The sequence below is a fragment of the uncultured Draconibacterium sp. genome (assembly GCF_913063105.1).
Taxonomy (GTDB): Bacteria; Bacteroidota; Bacteroidia; order Bacteroidales; family Prolixibacteraceae; genus Draconibacterium.
Genome location: NZ_CAJXYQ010000001.1, coordinates 390,882 through 405,447 on the forward strand (window position 1 = coordinate 390,882; position 14,566 = coordinate 405,447).

A 14,566-nucleotide genomic window follows, 5' to 3' on the forward strand; every position below is an offset into this window, starting at 1 on the left:
GTTATTTTAGCACTCAAAGATAAAACATATTGTAAAAGATTGTTTTACCGAAAAGCATCAAAGCAAATGATTTTATCTTTGCCTAAAATTTCAACAATTGAATCCGTTTAAAAAATTATTAAGCGATACAGCTATTTACGGTGTAAGCAGTATAGTTGGCAGGTTTTTAAACTGGTGGCTCGTTCCTTACTATTCGTTTATGTTTCTGCCCGAAGAGTATGGCGTGGTAACCAATATGTATGCCTATGTGGCTTTTTTACTGGTACTGCTTACCTATGGGATGGAAACTTCCTATTTTCGTTTTGCTTCAAAAAGCCAGCAGCCTGAAAAAGTGTATTCTACATCGATGATATCCTTGTTTTTTACCACCTTTTCGTTTGTATTGTTGGCTGCTGTCTTTCGGAGTGAATTGGCCGGGCTTATTCAATACCCCAATCACCCTGAATACATTTTGTGGTTTGCAATTATTTTAGGAATTGATGCATTTACAGCCATACCATTTGCGCGACTTCGTTTGAACAACAGGCCTGTAAAATTTGCGGTTATTAAGCTGGTTAATATTGGTTTTAATATCGGTTTCAATTTGTTTTTTATCTCCTTATGTCCGCGTCTTATAAGCCAGAATCCCGAATCGGTGGTCTCCTTAATTTATTCGCCTGACATTGGCGTTGGCTATGTTTTTATTTCCAATTTGTTAGCTTCGCTTGTAACATTGATTTTATTGCTACCTGAAATTTTTAGAATCAGTTTAAGTTTTGATAAAAAAGTGTTGCAGCAAATGCTTAGTTATGGTTTTCCGATACTAATTGTAGGACTTACAGGTATGGTTAACCAAAACATTGATAAAGTATTAATTCCTTTTCTTGTGCCGGCTGAACAGGATCCGATGTTTCAGCTCGGAATTTATGGAGCAAACTATAAACTGGCCGTTTTAATGAATATGTTTATCCAGGCTTTTCGGTATGCTTTTGAACCCTTTTTCTTTGCACGTGAAGGCTCGAAAGACGACCCGAAAGTTTATGCCGCAATACTTAAATATTTTGTAGTTTTTGGTTTACTTATTTTTCTCGGAATGACTTTGTTTATTGATGTCATAAAAGTAATTGTAGACAGTCAGTATCATCAGGGTTTAAAAGTTGTTCCGATAATTTTAATGGCTAATCTTTTTTACGGCATGTACTTTACCCTTTCGTTGTGGTATAAACTTACCGATAAAACACGTTTTGGCGCCTACATGGCCCTAACAGGTGCTGCAATAACACTCGGGTTAAATATTTTACTTCTTCCGCTTATGGGCTATATGGGGTCTGCAATTGCGGTATTTGTGTGTTTTTTGGTAATGCTGGTTATTTCTTATTTATTGGGGCAAAAACATTACCCCATACCCTACAATACAAAACGAATTGTGAGTTATTTTATAGTAGCTTTAATTCTTTTTAGTGTTTCGTTTTTTACTCGAAATTACATACCAATTTTAAAATACTTCCTGCACTGTGTATTTGTAATTTTGTTTTTATTAACGGTATTTAAATTTGAAAAGAGTGAATTAAGAACTTTAATAAAACGAAAAAAAAGACCATAACTAAATGTATAACAGTTATTTATTCATTTGTTAAAAGAATTGATAAACAAAATTTAAGAATAGATGAAATAAATATCAAAAAGTATTAATTTTGCACATATGAAGAATTTAGAAGGAAAAGTAATTGCCTTGGCCAGCGATCATGCAGGATTTGCAAAAAAGCAAGTAATAAAAAAATTTTTAAGTGATAATGGCATTGCTTTCGAAGATTTAGGATGTTATACCGATGAAAGTGTTGATTATCCGGTTTATGCGCATAAAATGGGTGATGCCATTGAAAGTGGAAAATATGAAATAGGCATTACCTTTTGCGGTAGCGGACAAGGAATTAGTATTGCCGCAAATAAGCACCAGGGGGTACGTTCAGGTGTTTGTTGGAATACTGAAATTGCAGCATTGGCTCGTCAGCACAATAATGCCAATGTTTGTGCGGTTCCTGGTAGGTTTGTTTCGGATGAAGAAGCTGTTGCTATTGTAAAAGCATTTCTGAGTGCCGATTTTGAAGGCGGAAGACATGCTCGCCGGGTAGACCTGATACCAGTGGAGAAGTAAATGACGGATACAAAAAAAATATTTCTGAACGATTCCAAAATTGCGTTTGATAAAGCACATCGAAAAACGCTGAATTTTAATATTTCAAAATACGATGAAGCCGTAAAAAAAGGTAAACTTCGTTACCGAAATATGGATTTAGCCAAGCATCGTGCTTCCTATCTGAAAAAAAAGGTGGTGGCCAACCTTCCTTTTTATCTCGAAACTTTTGAACAGAATGCCCGGCAAAATGGTATAGATGTGCTTTGGGCCAGAAATGGTAAAGAAGCCGTTGATGAAATCATTCGGATTTTAAAAGAAAATGAAACCCGGCTGTTGGTTAAAAGCAAGTCGATGATTTCGGAAGAAATAGAATTGAATGAAAACCTTGAAAAAGCTGGATTTGAACCTGTTGAAACCGATTTGGGAGAATTTATTGTACAGGTAGCAGGCGAAAAACCTTATCATATTTTAACACCGGCAATGCATAAATCAAAAGAAGATGTTGCCGAGCTGTTTCACCAAAAATTTAAAACACCCGAAAATGCCTCACCTACCGAATTAACCCAATTTGTTAGAAAGGTTTTGCGAAAAAAATTTACCAGTGCCGAAATAGGTGTAACAGGAGCTAATTTTTTAGTCGCCGATATTGGAGGTGTAGCGCTTACCGAAAACGAAGGAAACGGTTTTATGTCGGTGGCTTTTCCCAAAGTTCATATTGTTATTTCAGGAATTGAGAAAATTATACCATCCGTAAACGATTTATCGCTGATGTTTCCGTTGCTTGCAGCCTTAGGAACTGGTCAGCAGCTTACGGTTTATAATTCCTTGCTAAGCGGTCCGAAACGTAAAAATGAAACCAACGGACCCGAAAAAATGGTGGTGGTTTTATTGGATAACGAACGAAGTAAAATAGCCAGCCAGCCAAAGCATAACGATGCCTTAAAATGTATACGTTGCGGAGCTTGTTTAAACACCTGCCCTATTTATAAAAATGTGGGTGGTTACACTTACAATACTACCTACAGCGGCCCCATCGGCTCGGTTATAACACCTTTTATGAGAGGTTTTGATAAATACAATCACCTGAGTTTCGCCTGCACAGTTTGCGGGGCCTGTACCAATGTTTGTCCGGTAAAAATTCCTTTACACGATTTGTTGTTGCTTAACCGAAAAATTGCCATTGACGAAAATCTGGGCGGATTTACCTGGAATATGGGAATGAAAGCTTATGAATGGGCTTTTAAAAAGCGGAAAAACCTTGATTTGCTAAAAGGAAAAAACAAAAACAGATTGGTGAAAAGCAATAAAAGCGTTTTGGGAAAACAGAAGAAATTTCCTGCATTTGCAGAACAATCATACAGTAAAACAGTTTTAAATTTAAAATAGTTATCATGTTATCAAATACTTGTAAATACGCACTTAGGGCTCTTATCTATCTCGGAAAATTCTCGAAAGAAGACAAGCGAATAGGTATAAAGCAAATCTCTGAAGATTTGAAATTATCATCGCCATTTTTAGGAAAGATTTTACAAAATCTGGTAAAGCAAAAGTTGTTGGTATCAACCAAAGGACCTAACGGTGGTTTTTCACTTTCGCGCGATGCCGCCGAAATTTCGCTGTGGGATATTGTAACAAAAGTTGATGGCGAAGAATTTTTCACCAATTGTTTAATTAGTTTGGAACCTTGCAAAACACACGATCCGTCAAAACCGCTTTGTCCGGTACATGCACAGTACGAAAAATTACGTCAGGATATTTGTGCATTTTACAAACAAACTTCGCTTGAAACGGTTGGGAAAGACATTGAAAAATACGAAGATTTGGTAAAACTCTGATGACCTGAAATGCCTTGGATTTAAAAAACTTTCTCAAGCCATTTTTTATTTACAAACAGGGCATAAAACATTGTAGCGGCTGATAATCCCGCGGCATTGGCCCATAAATCGTAGATATCGCTATGGCGGCTGGGCGAAATTTTATGTTGGATATATTCGAGAAAAACAGCTGCTACAAGCGTAAGCAAGGGAGTCCAGAAATAATAATTTGGGGTAAATACTTTTGCCGGCCTAAAAGTAAGCAGGCATAAAATAAAGAACATGCCAAAATGTGCCAGTTTATCAAAATGAGGAATCTGGATAAATGGTTTTGAAGGCAGTTGACCGGCGGGTAAAAAAAGCAGGTAACTCATTATAATTAACCAAATTGCAAGTCTCCAATAAGGTGCTATTTTCATAAAATAAATTTTAAATCCGAACTGTGTTTTCGGCTTCTGTTATGGCAGGTATTTACATTCATATTCCATTTTGTCGCCAGAAATGTTACTACTGCGATTTTTATAAAACGGTAAATATTTCGCTGCAACAAAATTTTATTGAAGCCTTAAAAAACGAGGCTAAAATACGCAAAAACTACCTGAACAATGAAACTGTTGAAACAATATATTTTGGAGGTGGCACACCATCGGTGCTTACAGCCGCTGAACTGGCGGATATTCTGCAGGTAATAAACCATGAATTTAAAGTTAGCTCCGGAGCCGAAATTACACTTGAAGCCAATCCTGACGACCTTACTCCGGCATACCTTGCAGCCCTTAAATCAGTTGGTTTTAATCGATTAAGCATTGGTATTCAGGCCTTTCAAAACAGGCATCTTCAACAAATGAATCGCCGCCATTCGGCCGGACAGGCGGTTGACGCCATAATAAATGCTTTTAACGCCGGAATAAGTAACCTGAGTGCTGATTTAATTTATGGTTTACCCGCTTTATCGGAAACAGAATGGAAAGAAAGCCTTAAACAGGTTTTTCAACTGCCCGTAAAACACCTTTCGGCTTATCATTTAACCTATCACGAAGGAACTGCTTTTTACACCTGGTTAAAAAAAGGTACCCTAAAAGAATTAAAGGAAAACGATAGTGTGGCCCAGTTTAATTTGCTGCTCGACATGGCTATAGCCAACAATTTCGAGCATTATGAAATTTCAAACCTGGCAAAAGATAAATTATACTCCAGGCACAATACAGCTTATTGGATGGGAACCAGTTATCTTGGACTGGGGCCATCCGCCCATTCGTTTAATGGCGCCTCGAGGCGCTGGAATGTTTCGCATGTTGAAACCTACATAAAGGCATTAAAAAATAACGAAAACTATTTTGAGGAAGAAAAACTTAGCGAGAACGATAAGTACAACGAGTATATTTTAACACGAATCCGCACCAAATGGGGAATAAGTCAAACCGAAATTCAACAATTATTTGGCGCTGAAAAAGCACAGCACTTTGCTCAACAAATAGCAAAGTATAAACATGCCCAAGTTTTTAAGGCAAACAGGCAAAAAATTACCCTTACCCGAAAGGGGCTTTTTATCTCGGATGAAATAATGGCAGACTTGATAATTATTTAATTGTTATACAATTAGTTGAATTCTTCAAATCAGCTATAAATATTGTTAAACCTACGCGACAGATGCATTATTTGTCTATCTTAGCGGTTCTTTTAAAAAAACAGATTGATGCAGGTTAAAATTGTAAATAAATCAAAGAACGAATTACCGGCTTACAGCACCCTATTTTCAGCCGGAATGGATTTACGTGCAAATCTTGATACTCCCGTAATTTTAAAACCACTTGAACGAAAGTTAATACCCACCGGTTTGTTTATTGAACTGCCGCAGGGCTACGAAGCCCAGGTGCGACCACGTAGCGGACTGGCTTTAAAAAAGGGAATAACCGTATTAAATACACCCGGAACCATTGATGCCGATTACAGGGGCGAAATTGGGGTAATTCTCATCAACCTGTCGCAAGAAGATTTTGTTATTGAAAACGGAGAACGTATTTGCCAAATGGTAATAGCTGCCCACGAAACTGTGGAATGGGATTTGGTAGAGGTGTTGGAAGAAACAGAAAGAGGAGCAGGTGGCTTTGGCCACACCGGAAAACATTAAGATGAAGAAAATTTTTAGAACAGGATTAAGTATAGCCGTTTTTTCAGTGGCTGTTATTTCCTGTTCGGGGCCCCAAAAGGTCACCGAACAAGAAGTTGCGCAGGCTGCAGTTAGCGGAACTACCACCGAGCTGGTGGAGCAAAAGCAAAAAGAATTTGAATACCTTTTTGTTGAAGCATTAAAACAAAAAATGTTTGGCAACGGGCAAAAAGCTGTTCAGTTATTGTCAAGTTGTTTGGAAATTGACCCTAATTCATCGGCAGCAATGTTCGAATTGGCCAATATTCATGCAGCTAACAACGATTTTACCAGTGCATCGCTCTTGCTCGAAAAGGCTATCAGCATCAACCCCGAAAATAAATGGTACAGGTTGCTGCTGGCACAGATTTACCAGCAAACAAGAAAGTTTTCTGAAGCAGCTGACATTTACACTGTGTTGTTAAAAGAAGAACCCGAGAATCTCGAGTACTTATACATGAATGCCGCGTTACTGGCCAGTGCCCAGCGTTTTGATGAAGCGATTACAGCTTATAACCGTATGGAAAAAAAGACCGGTATAAGTGAGCAAATTTCGGTGGCAAGGCAGCAAATATATGTTTCAACCGGAAAAATAGACAAGGCTTTTGAGGAGATTAATATACTGATTGAAAATAATCCGGGCGAAGCAAAATATTACGGTTTACTGGCCGATTTGTACCAAAGCCAGGGGGATGCCGAAAATGCCCTGAAAAATTATAAAAAAATTCAGGAAATGGACCCGGAAAACGGGTTTGTTCATTTTTCGTTGGCCAATTATTACCTTGAAAACGGTGAAACTGAAAAGTCGTTTGAGGAAACAAAAGCAGGTTTTAACAGTAGTGCCGTTGATATGCAAACAAAATTGCAGTTATACATGATGTTAACGGCAAACCCGGCGCAATCGCAACTTAACACTACTCAACGAAACGAGCTCATTGCAATTTTGCTTGAAAACCACCCCAAAGAATCTTTGGTGCATACCATTCATGCCGAAGCGCTCTTAAAAGAAAATAAACTGGAAGAAGGTCGTGAAGCATTACTGAAAGCGATTGCCATAAATCCTAACGATTATATGGTTTGGGAACGAATAATGTATATCGATAATGATTTACAACAATGGGATAAATTGTACGAACATACCGGACAAATTATTGAGCTGTTTCCTAACCAGCCACAAGGTTACTTTTTTAAAGCGATTGCCTGTGTGCAGCTCGAAAAATTTGAAGAAACCATTGAATTAAGCGAAGAAGGACTGGATTACGTGGTGGAGAACCCACAGCTTGAAGCCAATTTTTTAATGTTAAAAGGAGAAGCTGTTTATAAAAATGGCAACAAAACAGAAGCCTACAAAATATTTGACAATGCTGTTGAAATTGATCCTGAAAATTACCTTACGCTAAATAATTACGCATACTACTTGTCGCTTGATGGAATTGATTTGGATAAGGCGGAACGAATGAGTGGAAAAGTGGTTGAACGATTCCCGGATAATTCAACCTATTTGGATACGCATGCCTGGGTACTTTTTAAGAAAGGCGAATACACACTGGCGAAGTTCTATATGGATTCGGCCATTAAAAACGGCGGCGAAGATAATGACACCCTGCTGGAACATTATGGCGATATTTTGTACAAGTCGGGGAAAAAGGAAGAAGCGTTAAAATACTGGAAAAAAGCCGCTGAATATGGTGGTGATTCAGAATTGTTAAAACGCAAAATAGAGAATCAAACATATATTGAAGAGTAGCGATGAACGTTCGAAAATATTTTAGAGTTTCTCTGTTTGCAGCAGTAACTTTATTTGCTGTTTCTTCGTGTAAAACCCCATCAGAATTACCCCGTGTAGAGGCGCGCCCGATAAGCACCAATAAGCTCTTAAAAAAGGTGGAACAAAATGCTTTTGATTACCAGTTTCTGAGCATAAAACGTATTAACTGCAATTACAGCAGCAGCCAGTCGAAAGCAACCTTTAAAATTAATCTGAAAGCAAAAAGGGATGAAAAAATTCTGGTGTCAATCAGCAAATTAAACATCCCGGTAGGCCGTGTTTTACTTACCCCCGATAGCGTGAAATATGTGAACTATATCGATCGTAACTTTTTTGTTGACGATTATACCTACCTCAGCAGTTTTCTGCACATCGATTTGGATTTTGCCACCATACAAAGCATTGTTGCCAACAATGCTTTTTCGTACCGAAACGATTCGAAAAACAGGGATTACCGCACTTTCGATTCGTTTATAGAAGATAATTTGTATGTACTTCAATCGGAAAAATCACGAAAACTTACGAAACTTGAAGAGAAAGAAAACAAAGCAGAGCGAAGGTTAAAACGACTTGATGACCAGGCGCTTATTGTTCAGAAAATGTTTTTCAGGCCCGATAATTTTACATTGAACCGCCTAACCATTAACGACAAAACAAATAGCCGGAATATGAAACTTGATTTTGACGATTTTACAAAAGTTGAAAACAAAGAATATCCCGGAAGTATTGAAATGAATTTTTATTCGCCTGAAGAGGAAATAAATATGAAAATAAAAATGAGTGGCTTTTCTACGGAAAAAGTTAGCTCATTCAATATAAAAATTCCTGAAAAATACGAAGAGATTCGTGTAAACTAAAAGCGAAATCAATACATTCGCAAACATGATTTTGCCAATAAAAATAACGCTACTTGTTGTTTTTGCGGTATGCACAGGTTTTTTGGCGCGGGCGCAATCGGTTGAAGATTTGCAAAAGAAAAAAGCCGAAGCCGAAAAAGAAATTGAATATACCACACGTTTGTTAAACGAAACCCAGCAAAACGAAAAATCATCCTTAAGCAAGTTGCGACTGATATCTTCTAAAATAAACTCCAGAAACACGCTAATCTCGAATATTGGCCACGAAATAGAAATTTTTGACCAATGTATTGCAAACAATACTTTGGCTATAGAACTGCTTAAAAACGATGTTCAGCAGCTCAAAGAAGAATATGCTGAAATGATTAGAATGGCCTATAAAAATTTGAATGCCTATGATGAGTTACTTTTTTTATTGGCATCCGAAAATGTAAATCAGGCTTATCGTCGCTTTTTATATTTCAGGCGGTATAAAACCTTTCGCGAAAGCCAGGCCACAACCATTAATGCCGTTCAAAAGGAACTTGATGTGAGCCGACAGAAAATGGAGCAACAAAAAAACGAAAAACTGCGGTTAATAGCCAAAACGGAATCGGAGAAAGTATTATTAAACAATGAACAGCAAGAGCAAAACAGCACCCTTGAACAGCTAAAACTGCAGCGAAATAACTTACAGCGAAAATTGCGGCAGCAACAAAAAATAGAACAAGAGTTAGAGCGCGAAATCCAGCGAATTATTGAGGAAGAAGCGCGTAAAAATCAGTCGGAAGGCGGTGCAGCATTTGCCTTAACACCCGAGCAGAAACTTATTGGTAATAACTTCGAACAGAATAGAAAACGCCTGCCCTGGCCGGTTGAACGTGGTGTAATTGTTGAGCATTTTGGCGTACACCGTCACCCGGTTTTAAGCAATGTACAGGTGCAAAATAATGGCGTAAACATTGCCACCGAAACCGGAGCAAAAGTACGTGCGGTATTTAATGGAGAGGTGAGTCGGGTTTTTGCTATTTCAGGTGGTAACACAGCCGTTATTATCAGGCACGGAGCTTATTTAAGTGTTTATTCAAACCTCAGGGAGGTAGTAGTTAAAAAAGGCGATAAAGTGAGCACCAAACAAGTCATTGGCACCGTATTTACCGATTTCAAAGACAACAATAAATCCATACTCAAATTTCAAATCTGGAAAGAAAGTACCAAGCTTAATCCGGAAGACTGGATTGGCAGATAAGCTGAACGCCCTATTTGAAATTCCCTTTTCCGGATTTTACGATTCCAGCTTGTTTTTAATTTCTTTCAGGTCCGATAAAATTTCCATGGTCACCGGATTTTCGGTGGCACTGTTGCGCATTTCCTCCTTTCGCAAGCCAAGTTTGGTATCTAAACGCCCAAGAATTAGCGAAAACAATAAAAACAGAACCATCATTACCGGGTAGGTAATCAGTTTGTTTTCATCCAGAAAACTACGAATGGTTTCGTCTTTAAAATCGTTTAAAAACATAAAGGCAATCATAACAAAACTAATGTAACCAATGTACATTCGGGCACGGTCGATGTAAATTTTCCATCGGATAAAAGTGCGTTTATTGAGCTGAATACCAAATATTTTCATGTTTTAAAGTTTTAATTTCATTTTATACTGTGTTAAAAAATGGTGCAGGCCAAGTGCTTGCAAAAATTGCTGGGTGGCTCCGCTTGAATCGGCAACGTTTATAACGGCAGGTTCGTTTTTACAAACACCAGAAAAATGGCTAAAAAGTGCTGTTCCAATGCCACTTCGTCGATGGGTCTTGTCAACCGAAAATTGGGCAATTCGGCCACTTCCGGGATTGGCGGAAAGATAGCCGACTAATTTATTTTGATGGTGAATTACCCATGTTTTGTAGGTACTGAGCTTTTCAATAGTTTGCGTTGTATGTTGCCAGGTGGGTTGCCAGTCCCAAAATGTTTCAGGTGTTTGAAAAGCTCCCTGGTATTCTTCCACCAAAAAGTTGTTTTTCTGAACCGAATTAGTTGGAAAACCTTTAAAACAATGCAACTCGTTTTCGATGCAAAAACCCACCGATGTGTATGATTTTATAGCAGCTTCGTTCTGTTTCATCACCTCCAGTTCCAGCTCTTCAACCCCGGCTTTTTGTAAACGGGGAAGAATAAATTTATACATGCGGGCAGTGGCGTGTTTTCCTCTGAATTCGGGTATAACACCGGTTCCTGCGTTGTAGGCTCTTTTTGTTTTGTTACCGCGAATAGCATGAAAAATAAAACCAACAGGTTTATCATTGGCAAAAACGCCAACCGAATGTTTCAGGCTAATAGCCTCTGAATACATTTTTTGTTGCAAGGCTTCAGGTGTGAGCTGTATGCTTACAAAATAATCGGCAAACGCAGCATTAAAAAGGCTGCTTAAGGTTTCAGGCAGCAGATTTTCAAGTGTGCGAAATTGCATTCTTTTTAGTTTTTATAACGGTAGAAAACAATATAAAGTATAAATAAAAAAACCGGCTAATAGCCGGTTTAAATAGTTATGCTGTTTGATTATAAATTAGCAACACGGGTAAGCGTAGGGATATCTAAAAATTTAATCTTACGGCCCTGTAATTCAATTAATTTGTCGTTTTTAAATTCCGATAATAAACGAATTACCGACTCGGTAGCGGTACCCACCATATTGGCCAGTTCTTCGCGAGTTAACGATATTTGAAGCGTATTCTGGTTGTCAAGTTCAAAATTTTCTTTTAACAGTAAAAGTACTTCGGCCAGTCGTTCGCGCACGGTTTTTTGCGCAATATCGGTAATGTAATCGTTGGCCTCGCGTAATTCGCGACAAACAATCTGTAGCATATGATGCGAAAACTGCCAGTTATTCTGAATAAGAAACAGTAAAGTTTGGTACGGAACATGGCAAAGTGCAGCATCATCAATTACTTTGGCTGTGGTGCAGGCCAGCTCCTGGCTAAGCAACGAACGATAGGCAATAATTTCTCCTTTTTTTGCAAATCGAATAATCTGTTCTTTGCCGTCAATACCGGTTTTAAAAATTTTTACAATACCCCTGGTAACACAGAAAAAACCTGTTAAGCGGCTGCCTTCACGATAAATAATGGTGCCTTTTTTGTACAACGAACATGTTTTTTCATAATTCAAGCGGGTAAATTCATCTTCTGTTAACTTTTTAAACAGCTGAAAACCATTCAAATTTGCTTCTTCTTCCGACGGCCTTTTTATTGCACTTCTCATTTCCTGTTCTGATTATTCGATATTAATATTGAAATAAGCTTTATTTAATTCTGCCTTAAAAATACAATTATCTACTTTATCCGAAAAACTATTTATATAGATAGTTGGTTGTATATTTGTGTTACAAATAAAATTAAAGCAATTTAAACCAAGGATGTTATGAAGCATATTGTAGATATGGCCTGGACCGACAAACTCGCATTTAAAGCCGATATGGATGGTCATGAAGTAATTATTGATGCCTCGGAAGAAGTTGGAGGTAGCGATTTGGGACCACGCCCCAAAAAATTAATGCTTACCGCTCTTGCCGGTTGTACAGGTATTGATGTGGTGATGATTTTAAAAAAAATGAAGGTGGATTTTGAAGCCCTGAACGTAATTGTTGAAGGTGAACTTACGGAAGAACATCCGAAATATTACAATAAAATGACTATTGTTTACCAGTTTAAAGGCAAGGATTTGCCGCTGGCAAAGCTGGAAAAAGCTGTAAAACTCTCAGAAGAAAAATATTGCGGGGTAAGTGCTGTTTATCGCGAAGCCATGGATATGAAAACCGAGATCAGAGTAGTGGAATAATTTTAAGTACACTGAAAAAATACTGAAAGCAATCTTTTTACAGGGTTGCTTTTTGTCTTTATGCCAGACGGGCAGTTCCTTTTCCAATCGATGAAAAGGAACTCCCGATTTATCGGGATCAAAAAATAACCTTTGCGTTTTTCAATGTGACAGATTAGCCCGACTGACGGATTTTTGACGAGCCCGCACAAGGCTTGCCCTAAGATCCGACTTCGATAAAAGACATTATTTATGATAAAAGTTGTCGAGGTTATCCAATTCGTAGGATCGTCATAAAAGCACATTGACAGACAGAATTATTACTTGAATGATCCTGACCTGTATTATTGAATTTCCTAAAATTAAAAATGTCTGCAAACATTTATCTAGTGAAACTTTTATAATTTTATTGGTTATTAAAGAATCTCACTATGTTAAAATCAATAAATCCGCTTACTGGCGAAACAGTAAAAACGTATCAAAAACATTCTGACGAAGGCGTTGAAAAAATAATCAATTCAGTAGATAAAGTCTGGCACCACTGGCGAAGTACTTCCTTTCATCACAGGGGGCAGTTAATGCAAAACGCAGCCAGTATTTTGCGCAGCCGAAAAGAAGAGCTGGCTTTACTGATGGCCATTGAAATGGGAAAGGTAAAAAGTGAAGGCATTGCCGAAATTGAAAAATGTGCCTGGGTTTGTGAATATTATGCAGGCAATGCTGAAAGCTTTCTTGAGAATGAAAACATTGCAACACAGGCAACAAAATCGTATGTTACGTATCAACCGCTTGGGACTATTTTGGCTGTTATGCCCTGGAATTTTCCGTTTTGGCAGGTATTTCGTTTTGCAGCTCCAACTTTAATGGCAGGCAATACGGCGGTTTTAAAACATGCCAGTAATGTACCGGCTTGCGCCTTGGCTATCGAAGAAATTTTTCGCGAAGCCGGTTTCCCTGAAAATGTATTTCGCACCTTATTGATTGGAAGTCCATTGGTGGAAAAGGTGATAAAACACAAGGCCGTTAAAGGTGTGAGTTTTACCGGAAGCGAAGCAGCCGGAAGAAGCGTTGCTGCTTTGGCCGGAAGCGAACTAAAAAAATGTGTTTTGGAGCTTGGTGGCAGCGATCCGTATCTGATTTTAAAAGATGCCAGGCTCGAAACAGCTGCCAAACAATGTGCTGCCGGCCGGCTTTTAAATGCCGGACAAAGTTGCATTGGCGCCAAACGATTTATTGTGGAAGAAGAAGTATATGCGCATTTTCTGGAGCTGTTTACCCACGAAATGAATGCAGCTCACTTTGGCGACCCATTTGATGAAGAAAGTACAATGGGGCCAATGGCACGCGAAGATTTACGCGATGAGCTGCACCAGCAGGTGGTGGCTTCGGTAAACAAAGGGGCAGAGGTAATTTTGGGTGGCGAAATTCCACACCGGAAAGGAGCCTTTTATCCGCCTACTATACTTGAAAATGTAAAACCCGGAATGCCGGCTTACCATGAAGAACTTTTCGGACCGGTAGCTTCGGTAATTAAAGTTAAAGATGAAAAAGAAGCCATACGCGTAGCTAACGATACCGAATTTGGACTGGGTGCCGCAGTGTTTACCAACAACCTTAAAAAAGGCGAGCACCTGGCAGAAATTGAACTGGAAGCCGGAGCCTGTTTTGTTAATGATTTTGTAAAATCAGATCCGCGACTGCCTTTTGGCGGCATAAAAAGCAGTGGCTTTGGCCGCGAGCTTTCCGTGCATGGTATAAAAGAATTTATGAATGTAAAAACAGTGGTGATAAAGTAAGGTTTAAGGCTTTTTCCAGGGTACAAACGCATACAATTTTTTACCCGCAAACTGGCCAATAAAAAAGCTGCCAAATAAAAGTGGAGCTAAGGTAAAACTTAGCTGTAAATCGAAAGATTTCCGGATAATTACCACCAACGGAACGGGAAAATAAATGGCCACAAACCACCAGAATGAAAACTTGCGATAAGCACTTCGCCAATAGCCAAAAGGTAAATTAACAAGAATAGTGGCCAGGCAGGTGTAAATAATATTCCAATCCGGGTTGTACAAGATG

At 38.5% G+C, this 14,566-nt stretch carries 16 protein-coding genes; 11 read left to right on the forward strand and 5 right to left on the reverse strand.

Annotation, left to right across the window (positions count from 1 at the left end):
• Positions 1-97: 97 nt before the first annotated feature.
• The 4 genes from QZ574_RS01370 to QZ574_RS01385 all read left to right on the forward strand — a co-directional run bounded on the left by QZ574_RS01370 (position 98) and on the right by QZ574_RS01385 (position 3,951).
• Positions 98-1,582 carry a polysaccharide biosynthesis C-terminal domain-containing protein gene (locus QZ574_RS01370; RefSeq protein WP_297085981.1) on the forward strand — a complete coding sequence of 495 codons (1,485 nt, stop codon included), beginning with the start codon at positions 98-100 and terminating at the stop codon, positions 1,580-1,582.
• Positions 1,583-1,681: 99 nt separating this feature from the next.
• Positions 1,682-2,134: a ribose 5-phosphate isomerase B gene (gene rpiB / locus QZ574_RS01375; protein WP_297085983.1), complete on the forward strand. Its 453-nt coding sequence runs from the start codon at positions 1,682-1,684 to the stop codon at positions 2,132-2,134.
• Positions 2,135-3,502, forward strand: a complete 1,368-nt coding sequence (locus QZ574_RS01380; RefSeq protein ID WP_297085984.1) for an LUD domain-containing protein — start codon at positions 2,135-2,137, stop codon at positions 3,500-3,502.
• 5 nt (positions 3,503-3,507) lie between these two features.
• Positions 3,508-3,951 carry an Rrf2 family transcriptional regulator gene (locus tag QZ574_RS01385; protein WP_297085986.1) on the forward strand — a complete coding sequence of 148 codons (444 nt, stop codon included), beginning with the start codon at positions 3,508-3,510 and terminating at the stop codon, positions 3,949-3,951.
• A gap of 20 nt (positions 3,952-3,971) precedes the next feature.
• On the opposite strand, the gene QZ574_RS01390 is transcribed toward QZ574_RS01385, so the two are convergent.
• The gene (locus QZ574_RS01390) at positions 3,972-4,349 is read right to left on the reverse strand and encodes a VanZ family protein (protein WP_297085988.1); all 378 of its coding nucleotides are present in this window, start codon (positions 4,347-4,349) and stop codon (positions 3,972-3,974) included.
• Positions 4,350-4,372: 23 nt separating this feature from the next.
• On the opposite strand from QZ574_RS01390, the gene hemW reads away from it, so the two are divergent.
• The 5 genes from hemW (at position 4,373) to QZ574_RS01415 (ending at position 9,932) form a co-directional block, all read left to right on the forward strand.
• Positions 4,373-5,518: a radical SAM family heme chaperone HemW gene (gene hemW / locus QZ574_RS01395; protein ID WP_297085989.1), complete on the forward strand. Its 1,146-nt coding sequence runs from the start codon at positions 4,373-4,375 to the stop codon at positions 5,516-5,518.
• A gap of 108 nt (positions 5,519-5,626) precedes the next feature.
• Positions 5,627-6,061, forward strand: a complete 435-nt coding sequence (dut, locus tag QZ574_RS01400) for a dUTP diphosphatase (protein WP_297085990.1) — start codon at positions 5,627-5,629, stop codon at positions 6,059-6,061.
• Position 6,062: 1 nt separating this feature from the next.
• Complete coding sequence (locus QZ574_RS01405) at positions 6,063-7,826, forward strand: tetratricopeptide repeat protein (RefSeq protein ID WP_297085993.1); 1,764 nt, start codon at positions 6,063-6,065, stop codon at positions 7,824-7,826.
• Between the two features lie 2 nt (positions 7,827-7,828).
• The gene (locus QZ574_RS01410; RefSeq protein WP_297085995.1) at positions 7,829-8,704 is read left to right on the forward strand and encodes a DUF4292 domain-containing protein; all 876 of its coding nucleotides are present in this window, start codon (positions 7,829-7,831) and stop codon (positions 8,702-8,704) included.
• A gap of 25 nt (positions 8,705-8,729) precedes the next feature.
• A complete protein-coding gene (locus QZ574_RS01415) occupies positions 8,730-9,932 on the forward strand; it encodes a peptidoglycan DD-metalloendopeptidase family protein (RefSeq protein ID WP_297085997.1) in 1,203 nt (400 codons plus the stop codon).
• A 36-nt stretch (positions 9,933-9,968) separates the two neighbouring features.
• Here QZ574_RS01415 and QZ574_RS01420 read toward each other — a convergent pair whose 3' ends face one another.
• From QZ574_RS01420 to QZ574_RS01430, 3 genes are all read right to left on the reverse strand, one after another.
• Positions 9,969-10,313 carry a hypothetical protein gene (locus QZ574_RS01420; RefSeq protein ID WP_297085999.1) on the reverse strand — a complete coding sequence of 115 codons (345 nt, stop codon included), beginning with the start codon at positions 10,311-10,313 and terminating at the stop codon, positions 9,969-9,971.
• 3 nt (positions 10,314-10,316) lie between these two features.
• Positions 10,317-11,147, reverse strand: coding sequence for a GNAT family N-acetyltransferase (locus tag QZ574_RS01425; protein WP_297086001.1), 831 nt, complete (start codon positions 11,145-11,147; stop codon positions 10,317-10,319).
• A gap of 89 nt (positions 11,148-11,236) precedes the next feature.
• Entirely contained in the window at positions 11,237-11,938 is a 702-nt protein-coding gene (locus QZ574_RS01430) for a Crp/Fnr family transcriptional regulator (protein ID WP_297086003.1), read from the reverse strand.
• Positions 11,939-12,097: 159 nt separating this feature from the next.
• On the opposite strand from QZ574_RS01430, the gene QZ574_RS01435 reads away from it, so the two are divergent.
• Together QZ574_RS01435 and QZ574_RS01440 are read left to right on the forward strand one after the other, a co-directional pair.
• Positions 12,098-12,514 carry an OsmC family protein gene (locus tag QZ574_RS01435; RefSeq protein WP_297086006.1) on the forward strand — a complete coding sequence of 139 codons (417 nt, stop codon included), beginning with the start codon at positions 12,098-12,100 and terminating at the stop codon, positions 12,512-12,514.
• Positions 12,515-12,924: 410 nt separating this feature from the next.
• Positions 12,925-14,289: an NAD-dependent succinate-semialdehyde dehydrogenase gene (locus QZ574_RS01440; protein ID WP_297086008.1), complete on the forward strand. Its 1,365-nt coding sequence runs from the start codon at positions 12,925-12,927 to the stop codon at positions 14,287-14,289.
• Positions 14,290-14,292: 3 nt separating this feature from the next.
• Here the strand turns inward: QZ574_RS01440 and QZ574_RS01445 are convergent, their stop codons facing one another.
• Positions 14,293-14,562, reverse strand: coding sequence for a hypothetical protein (locus tag QZ574_RS01445; protein WP_297086010.1), 270 nt, complete (start codon positions 14,560-14,562; stop codon positions 14,293-14,295).
• Positions 14,563-14,566 lie beyond the last annotated feature (4 nt).